The organism is Streptococcus parasanguinis ATCC 15912, from assembly GCF_000164675.2.
Lineage (GTDB): Bacteria > Bacillota > Bacilli > Lactobacillales > Streptococcaceae > Streptococcus > Streptococcus parasanguinis.
Window position 1 is genome coordinate 2,089,538 of record NC_015678.1, and the last position, 14,113, is coordinate 2,103,650.

Annotated in this window: 14 protein-coding genes and 2 pseudogenes; 14 read left to right on the plus strand and 2 right to left on the minus strand. The window is 41.9% G+C overall.

The features are described from left to right. Position 1 precedes the first annotated feature (1 nt). The gene (gene lytR / locus HMPREF0833_RS09860; RefSeq protein ID WP_013904731.1) at positions 2 to 1,195 is read left to right on the plus strand and encodes a glycopolymer--peptidoglycan transferase LytR; all 1,194 of its coding nucleotides are present in this window, start codon (positions 2 to 4) and stop codon (positions 1,193 to 1,195) included. A gap of 21 nt (positions 1,196 to 1,216) precedes the next feature. Here the strand turns inward: lytR and HMPREF0833_RS09865 are convergent, their stop codons facing one another. Beyond that, positions 1,217 to 1,507 (minus strand): hypothetical protein, encoded by a 291-nt coding sequence (locus tag HMPREF0833_RS09865; protein WP_003018523.1) that lies wholly within the window; start codon positions 1,505 to 1,507, stop codon positions 1,217 to 1,219. A 12-nt stretch (positions 1,508 to 1,519) separates the two neighbouring features. Continuing rightward, the gene (locus HMPREF0833_RS09870; RefSeq protein ID WP_003018459.1) at positions 1,520 to 1,933 is read right to left on the minus strand and encodes an HIT family protein; all 414 of its coding nucleotides are present in this window, start codon (positions 1,931 to 1,933) and stop codon (positions 1,520 to 1,522) included. A gap of 67 nt (positions 1,934 to 2,000) precedes the next feature. Between HMPREF0833_RS09870 and HMPREF0833_RS09875 the strand changes: the two genes are divergently transcribed. From HMPREF0833_RS09875 to nagA, 13 genes and pseudogenes are all read left to right on the plus strand, one after another. After that, positions 2,001 to 2,732 (plus strand): ABC transporter ATP-binding protein, encoded by a 732-nt coding sequence (locus HMPREF0833_RS09875; protein WP_013904732.1) that lies wholly within the window; start codon positions 2,001 to 2,003, stop codon positions 2,730 to 2,732. Then, positions 2,729 to 3,784 carry an ABC transporter permease gene (locus tag HMPREF0833_RS09880; protein ID WP_013904733.1) on the plus strand — a complete coding sequence of 352 codons (1,056 nt, stop codon included), beginning with the start codon at positions 2,729 to 2,731 and terminating at the stop codon, positions 3,782 to 3,784. The genes HMPREF0833_RS09875 and HMPREF0833_RS09880 overlap by 4 nt, the downstream gene beginning before the upstream one ends. A 40-nt stretch (positions 3,785 to 3,824) precedes the next feature. Next, a complete protein-coding gene (ccrZ, locus tag HMPREF0833_RS09885; protein WP_003003852.1) occupies positions 3,825 to 4,619 on the plus strand; it encodes a cell cycle regulator CcrZ in 795 nt (264 codons plus the stop codon). Then, positions 4,616 to 5,251 (plus strand): tRNA (guanosine(46)-N7)-methyltransferase TrmB, encoded by a 636-nt coding sequence (gene trmB / locus HMPREF0833_RS09890; RefSeq protein WP_013904735.1) that lies wholly within the window; start codon positions 4,616 to 4,618, stop codon positions 5,249 to 5,251. The genes ccrZ and trmB overlap by 4 nt, the downstream gene beginning before the upstream one ends. A gap of 97 nt (positions 5,252 to 5,348) precedes the next feature. After that, complete coding sequence (rimP, locus tag HMPREF0833_RS09895) at positions 5,349 to 5,828, plus strand: ribosome maturation factor RimP (protein WP_003003953.1); 480 nt, start codon at positions 5,349 to 5,351, stop codon at positions 5,826 to 5,828. Positions 5,829 to 5,872: 44 nt separating this feature from the next. After that, positions 5,873 to 7,015, plus strand: a complete 1,143-nt coding sequence (gene nusA / locus HMPREF0833_RS09900; protein WP_013904736.1) for a transcription termination factor NusA — start codon at positions 5,873 to 5,875, stop codon at positions 7,013 to 7,015. Between the two features lie 14 nt (positions 7,016 to 7,029). Further along, positions 7,030 to 7,326, plus strand: coding sequence for an RNase P modulator RnpM (rnpM, locus tag HMPREF0833_RS09905; protein ID WP_003010401.1), 297 nt, complete (start codon positions 7,030 to 7,032; stop codon positions 7,324 to 7,326). Beyond that, on the plus strand, positions 7,319 to 7,618 hold the full coding sequence (locus tag HMPREF0833_RS09910) for a YlxQ-related RNA-binding protein (RefSeq protein WP_003010399.1): 300 nt from the start codon (positions 7,319 to 7,321) through the stop codon (positions 7,616 to 7,618). Before rnpM ends, HMPREF0833_RS09910 begins: the two co-directional genes overlap by 8 nt. A gap of 16 nt (positions 7,619 to 7,634) precedes the next feature. Then, positions 7,635 to 8,219 (plus strand): annotated as a pseudogene (locus HMPREF0833_RS11170) (translation initiation factor IF-2 N-terminal domain-containing protein); the annotation flags it as partial. Between the two features lie 141 nt (positions 8,220 to 8,360). Further along, positions 8,361 to 10,349: pseudogene (gene infB / locus HMPREF0833_RS09915) on the plus strand (translation initiation factor IF-2); the annotation flags it as partial. Positions 10,350 to 10,422: 73 nt separating this feature from the next. After that, positions 10,423 to 10,773, plus strand: a complete 351-nt coding sequence (rbfA, locus tag HMPREF0833_RS09920) for a 30S ribosome-binding factor RbfA (protein ID WP_009732309.1) — start codon at positions 10,423 to 10,425, stop codon at positions 10,771 to 10,773. A gap of 331 nt (positions 10,774 to 11,104) precedes the next feature. After that, positions 11,105 to 12,736: a Na/Pi cotransporter family protein gene (locus HMPREF0833_RS09925; RefSeq protein WP_041818459.1), complete on the plus strand. Its 1,632-nt coding sequence runs from the start codon at positions 11,105 to 11,107 to the stop codon at positions 12,734 to 12,736. A gap of 152 nt (positions 12,737 to 12,888) precedes the next feature. Beyond that, positions 12,889 to 14,046, plus strand: a complete 1,158-nt coding sequence (gene nagA / locus HMPREF0833_RS09930) for an N-acetylglucosamine-6-phosphate deacetylase (protein WP_041818523.1) — start codon at positions 12,889 to 12,891, stop codon at positions 14,044 to 14,046. Positions 14,047 to 14,113: the final 67 nt, after the last annotated feature.

Here is a 14,113-nt window from a genome sequence, read left to right on the forward strand (position 1 = left end):
TATGGTTAAAAAGATTATTTTGATGTTTTTGAGTTTATTGACGGTAACAGTGATTGGGGTTGGAGCGTATGGTCTTACCATCCTTAACCAAACGACTGGAACTCTCAGTAAGACTTATAAGGGCTTTGGAAATGAGACCAATGTCATTGCAGAAAACAAGCCAATGACTATCCTTTTGATGGGGGTTGATACAGGTAGTGGTTCTCGGGAAGATCCTTGGGCCGGAAATAGTGATACCATGATTTTGGTGACTGTCAATCCTCAAACAAAAGAAACAACCATGACAAGCTTGGAAAGAGATATCCTAACCAATATTACTTCAGATGGCGAAACAGTCCAAGCAAAATTGAATTCAGCTTATGCTCAAGGCGGTGCCAAATTAGCCATTAAGACTATTCAAGATCTTTTGAATATCCATATTGACCGCTATGTCATGATCAATATGAAGGGGTTAGTTCAATTAGTGAATAAGGTTGGTGGCATCACGGTTAACAATCCATTTGACTTCGATATCTCGATCGAGGAAAATGAGCCAGAATATACGGCTAAGATCGCACCAGGACGTCAGGAGATTAATGGGGACCAAGCACTCGTTTATTCACGGATGCGCTACCAAGACCCAGAAGGAGACTACGGACGTCAAAAACGCCAGCGTGAAGTGATCAAAAAGATTGTTGAGAAAGTTTTAAGCCTCAATAGTTTGAGTCATTACAAAGGAATCATTGAGTCTGTTAGTGACAATATGCAAACCAACATTTCACTTGATAGCAACAGTCTTCTTCAATTGTTAGGATATAAAGATGCCCTTTCAACGATTCATCAGTACCAGCTGAAAGGAGAAGATGCCACCTTAGCAGATGGCGGAAGTTACCAAATTGTGACTTCAAAACATATCTTAAAAATTCAAAATATTATCCGCAAAGCTTTGGGTATGAAAGAAATAAAAACATTGAAAACCAATGCTTATCTGCTGGATGGGGATGATAGTTTGAAGGAGAACTCTTCTCAAGTTGATAGCCAAGTTCCAGCATCTGAGGAAGCTCCAGTATACCAAGATTTTTATCAACAACCGGTTGTCCCATCGAGCCAGGATACGGGAGTGGTGACACCTCAAAGTTCTGTTGCACCAGTGACACCAGTTGCTCCTGCAGCTACAGAGTCGAGCAGTGTGACACCTGCGGTACCTTCAGAATAAGAAAAAAACGATTGAGTCTTCTCAATCGTTTTTACCTGGTTGCCAGATGTCTTGAATTTCTTTTAGAGAGGCTGTTGCTTGTTGACGAAACAGTTTGGTCTTGTATTGGAAATCCGTTACCAATTCTTGAAGATTGGTCTTTTGGTCTTGGATAATATCCAGATTGCGTTGGATTTTTGCTAGGTTATCTTGAATTCCCTTGACCAATTGGCTGGATTCAGTCACCTCTGTTTTGATTTCTTTGCGGTTTTTTACCAGGTGGTAGCTAATGCTAGCTCCTGTTGCAAACCAAAAGAGATTTTTTAGTTTCATATGGCCTCCTTTTTAACTGTTTTTGATGGTTTCTGCGAGAACTGCTAGTTGTTCAAAATTAGGCTCGTGTTCAGTAAATGAAATGGCAAGCTCATCTTGATCGGAATAGCGAGGGATAATGTGGACATGTGTGTGAAAAACGGTTTGTCCAGAAACTTCTTCCATGTTGCTGATGATATTCATTCCCTTAGCTTGGGTAGCTGTTTCTACTTTTTTTGCAACTTTAGAGACACGTGCAAATAGTTGAGCTGTGGCGGTTTCGTCCATCTCTAAGAGGTTGCGAGCGTGTTTTTTTGGAACCACTAACGTATGACCTGGTGTAACCTGAGAGATGTCCAAAAATGCGAGGACTTCCTCGTCCTCATAGACTTTGGAGGAAGGAATGTCGCCAGCTATAATCTTACAAAAAATACAATCATCAACCATAAATACACCTCATTTAGACTAAATTTTGTTATAATATAAGAACATTATACCAGAAATTGGAGAAAATATGTTAGAAATCAACAAGTTGACAGGGGGCTATGTCAACATCCCTGTCCTGAAAGAGGTGAGTTTTTCAGTTCCGGATGGCCAACTGATTGGTTTGATTGGACTAAATGGAGCTGGGAAGTCAACCACGATTAATGAAATTATTGGTCTCCTGCATCCTTATGCTGGGGAAGTACGGATTGACGGCCTGAGCCTTCCAGAAGCTCCAACTGACTATCGTAAAAAAATCGGCTATATTCCAGAAACCCCTAGTCTATATGAAGAATTAACCTTGAGAGAGCATATCGAGACCGTAGCTATGGCCTATGATTTAGACATGGATCAGGTCATGGGGCGCGTCCAGCCCTTGTTGGAACGATTTCGTTTGGCTGAAAAATTAGATTGGTTCCCGACCCAGTTTTCAAAAGGGATGAAGCAAAAGGTCATGATTATTTGCGCCTATGCAGTGGATCCAAGTCTTTATATTGTCGATGAACCCTTTTTGGGATTGGATCCTGTTGCGATTGCAGATTTGATTCAGTTATTGGCAGATGAGAAAGCAAAAGGAAAATCGATTTTGATGAGTACCCACGTTCTGGATTCGGCTGAAAAGATGTGTGATGGTTTTGTAATCCTCCATAAGGGTCAGATCCGAGCACAAGGGACCTTAGATGAGTTGCGTTCAACTTTTGGAGATGAGAAAGCAAGTCTAAATGATATCTACATGACCTTGACAGAAGAGGAAACAGCATGAAAGAGTTGATGAAAAAACGGCAACAAACGTTTCGAACTCAATGTGTAAAATATAGCCGCTATGTTCTCAATGATCATTTCGTCCTCTTTATGCTGATTTTCATAGGATTTCTGGCGGTTCAATACAGCCAATTCTTGCAAGATCTACCCAAAGATACAAGCCTGATCCGCTGGAGTCTCTTGATTGGTTTGCTCCTCTTGGTTCCGATAGGCTCTATTGCGACCTACTTAGAGAAGCCCGATGCCTTATTCCTTTTAGTAAAGGAAGAGGAAGTGAAACGTTATATCAAAGGGCAGGCCAAGAAGTCTTTTGTGTTTTGGTTTTTGATTCAAAGTTTTGTCCTTCTATTATTTGTTCCTCTTCTTCTTGCAACGGGGCTGGATAAACTTGCTATTGTAGCTTATATCCTTGTCTTAGGGGTGGCTAAAGGGGCTGTTTTTAGCTGGAAGGAAGCGCGTTTCTACCAGGATGGAAATTTGAATTGGACCTTAGCCATTGCTCGTGAGAATGCAAGGAAACAATTGATCCTTCGTTTCTTTGCCTTGTTTACAACGGTGAAGGGCATTACCAACAGTGTCAAAAGAAGAGCTTACTTGGATGGTTTCTTAGGGCTTCTTCCCAAAACACATGGGAATACTTGGATTTACTTATATATGCGCTCTTTCTTACGGAATGGAGATCTTTTCTCTATGACTCTACGACTCTTAGCTCTTTCCATTCTCGCTATCATCTTTATTCCCCAGCCTCTCGTAGTGATTGCCCTTGTAGCCTTGCTCAATTACTTGGTTATTTTTCAATTACTGGGACTTTACAGTGCTTTTGATTACCAAGCGTTGACTCTCCTTTTCCCAATGAAAAAGGGCAGTAAAAAGGCAGGGTTGAACAAAACGATTCAGCTGGTCATGAGCATGATAACGGTGATAGAAGGGGGGATCGGCCTAGTCTTTATTTCAGATAAAGTCCTGTTGTTGGGCTTATTGGCTTATACAGTTGCTTTAACCCTGCTTTATCTTCCATTTAAGATGACGCGCTTGGTTGACGAAAATCGTTAAAATTAGTAAAATAGATTGGAAACTTTTTACGGAGGAAAAGATGGACTCGAATGAAAAAGAGCTGAGCCTCACCCCGATTCCTGGGAAGAGTGGGAAGGCCTACATGGGGACCTACCCAGATGGTGGGCGCGTTTTTGTAAAAATGAATACGACCCCAATCCTTGCGGGTCTAGCAAAAGAACAGATTGCTCCTCAATTGTTATGGAGTCGCCGCTTGCCGGATGGAAATGTGATGAGTGCCCAAGAATGGTTGAATGGGGAAATTCTAACTCCAAATGGAATGTCGAAAAAGCAAGTGGTCAATATTTTAACGAGATTGCACCGATCTAGACCTTTGATGACCCAATTAAAGAAACTTGGGTATCCTGTGGAATCTCCGTTAGAGTTGCTCAATTCTTGGAGCAACCGTTTGCCAATTGCCCTACGTCAGAACCACTATATCCAATCAGTCGTAAAGAATTTACGTAAGACAGTGCCTGCCTTTCGAGAGGATTATGCGACGATCGTCCATGGAGATGTTCGTCATAGCAACTGGATTGAGACAGAGAGTGGCTTGATTTATCTAGTCGATTGGGACTCTGTTCGTTTGACAGACCGAATGTTGGATGTGGCGCATATATTGAGTCACTATATCCCAGATTCTAATTGGCGCGATTGGTTAGGCTATTATGGTTACAAATACAATCAAAAAGTATTTGATAAACTCTATTGGTTTGGTCAATACTCTTTCTTGTGCCAAATTGCTAAATACTATGAAAATAATGATTTAGAAAATGTCAATCGCGAGATCTATGCTCTGCGCAATTTCCGGTTGAAATATGGAAAGGAAATATGAGAGTTAGAAATCGCAAAGGAGCGACTGAATTATTAGAAGCGAATCCGCAATATGTGGTCCTAAATCCAGAAGATGCCAAGGGAAAGTGGCAGGAGATTTTCGGGAATGATCATCCTATTCATGTCGAAGTGGGTAGCGGAAAAGGGGCCTTTATTACTGGGATGGCCAAGGCCAATCCAGAGATCAACTACATCGGAATTGATATTCAAAAATCGGTCTTGAGTTATGCCTTAGATAAGGTCTTAGAGGCTGATGTTCCTAACATTAAATTACTTTGGGTAGACGGGGATAGCTTGACCAACTATTTTGAAGATGGAGAAATTGATCAACTCTATCTGAATTTTTCAGATCCCTGGCCTAAGAAACGTCATGAGAAGCGTCGTTTGACTTACAAGACCTTCCTAGATACCTTCAAGCAAATTCTTCCAGAACATGGTGAGATTCACTTTAAGACAGATAATCGTGGATTGTTTGAATATAGCTTGGTGAGTTTTTCGCAATACGGTATGATCTTGAAAGGGGTTTGGTTAGACCTTCATGCCAGTGATTTTGAGGGCAATGTCATGACGGAATATGAGAAGAAGTTCTCAAGTAAAGGCCAGGTCATTTACCGTGTAGAAGCACAGTTTTAGCATATTCCTTGCAATCATTGTGGAATCGTGTTATAATAACTTAAATGAATAGAAAAGGAGAGGCGGGGAAATATCTTCGCCTCTTATCTATGAGGAGGTGGCAACCATCGCAACAATTGTTGACTTAGTAACAGAAGTGATTCAGCCAGCTATAAAGGAACCATTTGAATTGGTCGATGTTGAATATGGCAAAATGGGTGGTGACTACGTCTTAAGCATTTTCGTAGACAAACCAGAAGGAATCACACTGAATGATACAGCGGATTTGACAGAAATCATTAGCCCGCTATTGGATCAAATCAAACCAGACCCATTTCCAGAACAGTACTTCTTAGAGGTTACTAGTCCTGGCCTGGAGAGACCATTGAAAACCAAGGAAGCACTCGAGGGAGCTGTTGGCAAGTACGTCAATATCAGCTTGTACAAGGCTGTTGAAAAGCAAAAGGTCTTTGAGGGGAATTTGGTAGGTTTTGAAGAGGATGTTTTGACCATTGAGTATATGGATAAAACACGGAAGAAAACAGTGGATATTCCTTATAACCTTGTGTCCAAAGCAAGGTTGGCTGTAAAATTGTAACAGAATGAAAGAAAGGATGCCTTTATAGAAGAGGCAAGAAAAACATGAGTAAAGAAATGCTAGAAGCCTTCCGCATTTTGGAAGAAGACAAAGGGATCAAAAAAGAAGATATCATTGAAGCAGTCACAGAATCATTGCGTTCAGCTTATCGCCGTCGTTATGGACAATCAGAAAGTGCAGCGATTGAATTCAATGAAAAAACTGGAGATTTCCGTGTTTATACGGTTCGTGAAGTGGTGGATGAAGTCTTTGATAGCCGTTTAGAAATCAGCTTGAAGGATGCCTTGGCCATTAGCTCTGCTTATGAGTTGGGGGACAAGATCAAGTTTGAAGAAGCACCAGCTGAATTTGGTCGCGTAGCAGCTCAATCTGCCAAACAAACGATCATGGAAAAAATGCGTAAGCAAACGCGCACCATCACCTATAACACTTATAAAGAACATGAAAATGAAATCATGAGTGGAACGGTGGAGCGCTTTGACAATCGTTTTATCTATGTCAATCTTGGCTCAATCGAAGCACAATTGTCTAAGCAAGACCAGATTCCAGGAGAAGTGTTCCAATCTCATGATCGAATTGAAGTATTTGTCTACAAGGTAGAAGATAATCCACGTGGTGTCAATGTCTTTGTTAGCCGGAGCCACCCTGAAATGATCAAACGTTTGATGGAACAAGAAATTCCTGAAGTATATGATGGAACTGTTGAGATTATGAGTGTAGCTCGTGAAGCTGGAGATCGTACAAAAGTTGCGGTTCGTAGCCATAATCCAAACGTAGATGCGATTGGGACTATCGTTGGTCGTGGTGGATCGAACATTAAAAAGATTACCAGCAAATTCCACCCAGCTCGATACGATCAAAAATTAGAACGTATGGTTCCGACGGAAGAAAACATCGATGTCATCGAATGGGTTCCAGATCCAGCTGAATTCATCTATAATGCGATCGCTCCTGCAGAAGTGGACCAAGTTATTTTTGATGATGAAGATAGCAAACATGCTCTCGTTGTGGTTCCAGATAATAAACTATCTCTTGCCATCGGTCGTCGTGGTCAAAACGTTCGTTTGGCGGCTCATTTGACTGGTTACCGCATCGATATCAAATCTGCTAGTGAGTTTGAAGAAATGGAAGCAGCTCAAGAAACTTTTGAAGACCAAGTAGAAAGTGGCGAAGAGCAAGTCGATTAAGAGAGGGAGGGAAAATGGTAAAAACAAGAAAAATCCCTTTAAGAAAATCTGTCGTTTCAAATGAAATTATTGATAAGCGCGATTTGCTCCGCATTGTCAAAAATAAAGAAGGACAAGTCTTTATCGATCCAACTGGCAAAGCCAATGGTCGAGGTGCTTACATCAAGTTAGACAATGAAGAAGCGGCACTTGCTAAGAAAAAGAAAGTTTTTAATCGTAGCTTTAATATGGAAGTGGAAGAAGCTTTCTATGATGAATTGATCGCTTATGTAGATCATAAGGTGAAGAGAAGAGAGTTAGGCCTTGAATAAGCAAAAGATAAGTAATCTGTTAGGCTTGGCGCAAAGAGCAGGAAAACTCATTTCTGGAGAAGAACTCGTGATCAAAGCCATCCAGGAAGAAAAAGCAAAATTAGTTTTTCTGGCAAATGATGCAGCTAGTAACCTGACAAAAAAGGTGACAGATAAGGGTCACTATTATGAGGTTCAAGTATCTACCGTGTTTTCAACACTAGAATTAAGCACTGCAATTGGACGTGCTCGTAAGGTCGTCGCTGTTGTAGATGCTGGATTTTCAAAGAAAATGAGGTCTCTTATGGAATAGAAGAGGAGGACAGCAATTGTCTAAGAAAAGATTATACGAAATTGCCAAAGAATTGGGCAAGGAAAGTAAGGAAGTCGTCACTCGTGCGAAAGAATTAGGTTTTGACGTCAAGAGTCATGCATCTAGTGTCGATACTGATGTTGCTGAAAAGTTGATCAAGAGCTTTTCAGCGAAAAAAGAAACAGTCGAAAAGAAAGTAGCAGAAGTGGTTGCCAAGACAACGGCTGTCGCAGAGAAAAAAGAAGCAGCGCCCGTAAAAAAAGAAGGGACAACTGAGACAAAATCAGTAACACCAGCTGCTAAACCAAAGAGTCGTAACTTTAAAGCGGAACGAGAAGCGCGCGCAAAAGAGCAGGCAGAACGTAGAAAACAACAAGACAATCGTCCAAAACGTGATCGCAAGGACAATCAGCGTCATGGTGACAACCGAAATCAACGACCACAAGATCGAAATGAACACCGAAATCAAGGTTTTGATCGTCGCAATAACAAACCAGATCAAAGACGTAGTGCTCAAACCCAAGTGGCACCAAAAATTGATTTCAAAGCGCGTGCAGCAGCATTGAAAGCAGAACAAAATGCTGAGTATGCGCGTGGAAGTGAAGATCGCTACAAACAACAAGCCACAAAAGCAGAACAAGAACGTCAACAGCGCCGGAAACGGGTAGAAGTACCTGAAGTGAAAACACCTGTACAGGAGCCGACTGTTGAAAGCCATACGAAGCCAGCTGTTGTAGCTACTCCAGCTCAAGTAGATACACGCCGTAAGAAACAAGCGCGACCAGATAAGAAACGCGATGATTTTGATCGTGAGGAAGATGGTCCAAGAAAACAACAAAGGAATCGAAGTAGTCAAAATCAAGTGAGAAATCAAAAAAATAGTAACTGGAATAACAATAAGAAGAATAAAAAGGGAAAGAACAACCGCACAGAAGCTCCAAAACCAGTAACAGAGCGTAAATTCCATGAATTACCAAGTGAATTTGAGTATACGGATGGAATGACGGTTGCAGAAATCGCAAAACGGATCAAGAGAGAGCCAGCTGAAATCGTCAAGAAGCTCTTCATGATGGGAGTTATGGCAACTCAAAATCAATCGCTGGATGGGGATACCATTGAACTTTTGATGGTCGATTATGGAATTGAAGCCAAGAAAAAGGTAGAAGTGGATAATGCCGATATTGAACGTTTCTTCGTGGAAGATGGTTATCTCAACGAAGATGAGTTAGTGGAACGTCCACCAGTTGTAACTATCATGGGACACGTTGACCATGGTAAAACAACCCTTTTGGATACCCTTCGTAATTCTCGTGTGGCGACAGGTGAAGCAGGTGGGATCACCCAGCACATCGGTGCCTACCAAATCGTTGAAAATGGCAAGAAGATTACCTTCTTGGATACACCTGGACACGCGGCCTTCACCTCTATGCGGGCACGTGGTGCATCTGTTACCGATATTACCATCTTGGTCGTAGCGGCAGATGACGGGGTTATGCCTCAGACTATTGAAGCCATCAACCACTCAAAAGCAGCCAATGTTCCAATCATTGTGGCTATTAACAAGATTGATAAACCAGGCGCTAATCCAGAGCGTGTGATCGGCGAATTAGCTGAACACGGTGTGATGTCAACTGCTTGGGGTGGGGATTCTGAATTTGTAGAAATCTCAGCCAAGTTCAACCAAAACATTGATGAGTTGTTGGAAACTGTCCTTCTTGTGGCTGAAATCCAAGAACTCAAGGCAGACCCAACCGTTCGTGCGATCGGTACCGTTATCGAAGCGCGCTTGGATAAAGGAAAAGGTGCGGTGGCAACCCTCCTTGTTCAACAAGGTACCTTGAATGTTCAAGACCCAATCGTTGTCGGAAATACCTTTGGACGTGTCCGTGCCATGACCAATGACCTTGGACGTCGTGTGAAGGTGGCAGGGCCATCTACTCCAGTTTCTATCACTGGTTTGAACGAAGCTCCAATGGCGGGTGACCACTTCGCAGTTTATGAAGATGAAAAATCTGCGCGTGCAGCTGGTGAAGAACGTGCCAAACGTGCTCTTATGAAACAACGTCAAGCAACGAACCGCGTCAGCCTTGAAAATCTCTTTGATACCTTGAAGGCTGGAGAAGTGAAATCTGTTAATGTCATTATCAAGGCCGACGTCCAAGGTTCGGTTGAAGCCCTTGCTGCTTCCCTTCAAAAGATTGAAGTGGAAGGTGTGAAAGTGACCATCGTTCACTCAGCGGTTGGTGCCATCAACGAATCAGACGTTACCCTTGCGGAAGCATCTAATGCCTTTATCGTTGGATTTAACGTCCGCCCTACGCCACAAGCTCGTCAACAAGCTGAAGCTGATGAGGTGGAAATCCGTCTTCACTCAATCATCTACAAAGTGATTGAAGAAATGGAAGATGCGATGAAGGGAATGTTGGATCCTGAATTTGAAGAGAAGGTTATCGGGGAAGCGGTTATTCGTGAAACCTTTAAAGTCTCTAAAGTGGGTACCATCGGTGGATTTATGGTCCTCAGTGGTAAGGTCACTCGTGATTCCAAGGTTCGTGTCATTCGTGACGGTGTCGTGATCTATGACGGTGCTCTTGCAAGCTTGAAACACTTCAAAGATGATGTCAAAGAAGTGACAAATGGTCGTGAAGGTGGATTGATGATTGAAGGCTACAATGATATCAAGACAGATGATACCATCGAAGCCTACATCATGGAAGAAATTAAAAAATAAGAGGCTGACTAGGAAAAAAGAGGACTTTTCTCTGATTTCCTAGTTTTTAAACACAAAGCAGAAAGGAGTTCCTATGGCAAGTCATTTTCGGACAGATCGAGTAGGGATGGAAATCAAGCGCGAAGTCAACGAAATTTTGCAAAAGAAAGTTCGTGATCCGCGTGTTCAAGGCGTGACCATCACGGATGTTCAAATGCTAGGCGATTTGTCTATGGCAAAGGTCTATTATTCGATTATGAGTGACCTGGCTTCTGACAATCAAAAAGCTCAAACAGGGCTTGAAAAAGCAACAGGAACCATCAAACGTGAATTAGGGCGGAATCTAAAATTGTATAAGATTCCGGATCTCACTTTTGTGAAAGATGAATCCATCGAGTATGGAAATAAAATTGATGCCATGTTGCGCAATTTGAATAAAGACTAGAGGGGTTGGGACAAAAGTCCTAGCCTCTTAATTGTTTTTGGATTGTCGAGCAAGACGCAGTGGTTGAGTGGGCTCTACTACGCTGATTTCATCAGCTTTTACAGTCCTACTCAACTGTGCAGAGGTGGGACGACGAAATCGAATTCTAACGAATGACCGATTTCTGTCCTACTCTCTCTTTTTTTGTCTCTCCATACAGAAAAATAGAGCCAAAAGGAAAAACGGTTTCAAAAAATTGTAGAAATTTACAGAAATCTCTTGTGTGATTGGAAATTATCCTTTACAATAGGAGAGGAGTTTTATTTCTGATCTCAAATTTGGAGGAATGAACATGTCGATTAACTGGCAGGAAATTGTATTTAACTTTTTGGGAGGCCTGGGTCTCTTTCTCTATAGTATTAAAACCATGGGAGAAGGCTTGCAACAGGCTGCAGGTGACCGTCTCCGCTACTATATTGATAAATATACGAGTAATCCCTTTTTAGGGGTTCTAGTAGGGATTGGGATGACTGCCTTGATTCAGTCAAGTTCAGGTGTTACAGTGATTACGGTCGGTCTGGTGAGTGCAGGACTTCTAACTCTCCGCCAAGCAGTTGGTATTGTTATGGGAGCCAATATTGGAACGACTATTACCTCCTTTATCATTGGTTTTAAATTAGGAGACTACGCTCTTCCCATGCTCTTTATCGGAGCGGTTTGTCTCTTCTTTACCAAAAATCGTTTGGTTAATAATGTCGGACGAATCGTTTTTGGTGTCGGTGGTATCTTCTTTGCCCTCAACTTGATGAGTGGGGCTATGGAACCTCTTAAAGATTTGCAAATCTTTCGTGATTATATGGTGCAGTTAAGTAAAAGTCCTATCTTAGGTGTCTTTGTCGGATCAGGATTAACACTTTTGATTCAGGCCTCTTCTGCAACCATTGGTATCTTGCAAAATCTCTATGCTAGTCATTTGATTGACCTGAAAGGGGCCCTCCCAGTTCTCTTTGGTGATAATATCGGAACGACCATTACAGCTATCATTGCTTCCTTGGGAGCGAATATTGCGGCCAAACGTGTGGCGGGTGCCCATGTAGCCTTTAATGTTATCGGAACCATTATCTGTCTTGTCTTCCTTGTTCCGTTTACATCTTTGATTCAATGGTTTGAAACGACTCTTCATTTGTCTCCAGAAATGACCATAGCCTTTGCTCACGGAACCTTTAATATAACCAATACCATCATCCAGTTCCCATTCATTGGAGCTTTGGCATACTTTGTAACCAAACTGATTCCTGGTGAGGATGAGGTGGTCAAATATGAACCGCTCTATTTGGATGAAAACTTGATCAGTCAAGCGCCTTCGATTGCTCTAGGAAATGCGAAAAAAGAGTTGCTTCATTTAGGTGGATATGCAGACAAAGCTTTTAATCTCTCTTATGATTATATTGTTCATCAAAATGAAAAAACAGCTGAAAAGGGACACAAGACAGAAGAAGCCATCAATACCATTGATGATGATTTGACTCGCTACTTGATTCGTTTGTCGAGTGAAGCCTTGAGTCCGAGAGAAAGTGAAGTTCTCACCAATATCTTAGATTCTTCACGGGATTTGGAGCGGATTGGAGATCACGCGGAAGCCTTGATTAATCTAACCGATTATTTAATTCGTAAGAAAGTGGTCTTTTCAGAAGCGGCCTTGGTTGAATTGGAAGATATTTACAACCAAACCCATCAATTTGTAGAGGATGCCTTAAAAGCTGTTGAGAACAACGATGTGAGTCTTGCAAATCAACTGGTAGCACGTCACGAGGCAATTGAAAAATTGGAGAAAAGACTTCGGAAAACCCATATTCGTCGTTTGAACCAAGGTGAATGTACGCCACAAGCCGGAGTGAACTTTATTGATATCATTTCTCACTATACACGTGTTGCAGACCATGCCATGAATCTAGCTGAAAAAGTACAAATCGAGCAAATTTAATGAATCTCAAACAGAGTAAGTAGGAAGCTTGCTCTGTTTTTATATGATTCTATCTAAAAATAGGTCTAGACCATTTACAAATGGAAGTGAAAGCGTTATAATATGTATGAATATAAATGGAACACAGTTCCTACAATGGAAAGGACGATTTTATGTCTACATATATTAAAGCAGATCAATTTTATTACCCACATGGGGTTCGCCGTGGAGGCTATTTGGAGCTGGTAAATGGTAAATTTGGGAAACATGTGGAAAGCTTACCAGAAGGTGCGGATGTGCTAGATTATTCAGGGTACAGTATTGCGCCTGGTCTGGTGGATACCCATATTCATGGTTTTGGTGGGGTAGATGTTATGGATAACAATATCGAAGGTACTCTCCATACCATGAGTGAAGGTCTCTTGAGTACAGGGGTCACAAGCTTTTTGCCTACGACCTTGACTTCCTCTTACGAACAACTTTTGGCAGTAACTGAAAATATCGGTGCACGATACAAAGAAGCAACAGGAGCCAAGATTCGCGGTATTTATTTTGAAGGACCTTATTTCACAGAAAAATACAAGGGAGCACAAAATCCAGCTTATATGAAGGATCCAAGTATGGAAGAATTCCGGGCCTGGCAAAAAGCGGCTAATGGTCTGTTAAATAAGATTGCCCTTGCTCCTGAGCGTGAAGGGGTAGAAGACTTTGTTCGGACCATTACAGGAGAAGGAGTGACAGTCGCCCTGGGACACTCCAATGCTACTTTTGAAGAAGCTAAAAAAGCGGTTGATGCAGGTGCGAGTGTCTGGGTGCATGCCTATAATGGTATGCGTGGTTTGACGCACCGTGAACTCGGTATGGTTGGAGCTATGTATGAGTTGCCTCATACTACAGCAGAGTTGATCTGTGATGGCCATCACGTTGATCCGCTAGCTTGTGATATCCTGATGAAACAAAAAGGGAAAGAAAATGTTGCCTTGATTACGGACTGTATGACAGCTGGGGGATTAGAAGACGGGGACTACATGCTAGGGGAATTCCCAGTTGTGGTCGCTGAAGGGACGGCTCGCTTGAAATCAACTGGTAATCTAGCTGGCTCAATTTTGAAATTGAAAGATGGATTAAAAAATGTTGTAGAGTGGGGGATTGCTAACCCTCACGAAGCAGTGATGATGGCTAGTCTCAATCCGGCAAAATCAGTCCATATTGATGATGTTTGTGGTCAAATTCGAGAAGGTTATGATGCGGACTTCATTGTGCTTGATCAAAATTTGGATCTGGTGGCGACCTATCTCGATGGTGTCAAACGTTACCAGGCGACTAACTAGATTCAAGAATCGAAGATAGAATACTTCCTCTCTAGGTCATACCTAGAGAGGTTTTTGTGAAGTATTC

Coding starts and splice junctions, on each gene's coding strand:
- lytR (WP_013904731.1), top strand. CDS start 2: ATGGTTAAAAAGATTATTTTGATGTTTTTGAGTTTATTGACGGTAACA.
- HMPREF0833_RS09865 (WP_003018523.1), bottom strand. CDS start 1,507: ATGAAACTAAAAAATCTCTTTTGGTTTGCAACAGGAGCTAGCATTAGC.
- HMPREF0833_RS09870 (WP_003018459.1), bottom strand. CDS start 1,933: ATGGTTGATGATTGTATTTTTTGTAAGATTATAGCTGGCGACATTCCT.
- HMPREF0833_RS09875 (WP_013904732.1), top strand. CDS start 2,001: ATGTTAGAAATCAACAAGTTGACAGGGGGCTATGTCAACATCCCTGTC.
- HMPREF0833_RS09880 (WP_013904733.1), top strand. CDS start 2,729: ATGAAAGAGTTGATGAAAAAACGGCAACAAACGTTTCGAACTCAATGT.
- ccrZ (WP_003003852.1), top strand. CDS start 3,825: ATGGACTCGAATGAAAAAGAGCTGAGCCTCACCCCGATTCCTGGGAAG.
- trmB (WP_013904735.1), top strand. CDS start 4,616: ATGAGAGTTAGAAATCGCAAAGGAGCGACTGAATTATTAGAAGCGAAT.
- nusA (WP_013904736.1), top strand. CDS start 5,873: ATGAGTAAAGAAATGCTAGAAGCCTTCCGCATTTTGGAAGAAGACAAA.
- rnpM (WP_003010401.1), top strand. CDS start 7,030: ATGGTAAAAACAAGAAAAATCCCTTTAAGAAAATCTGTCGTTTCAAAT.
- rbfA (WP_009732309.1), top strand. CDS start 10,423: ATGGCAAGTCATTTTCGGACAGATCGAGTAGGGATGGAAATCAAGCGC.
- HMPREF0833_RS09925 (WP_041818459.1), top strand. CDS start 11,105: ATGTCGATTAACTGGCAGGAAATTGTATTTAACTTTTTGGGAGGCCTG.
- nagA (WP_041818523.1), top strand. CDS start 12,889: ATGTCTACATATATTAAAGCAGATCAATTTTATTACCCACATGGGGTT.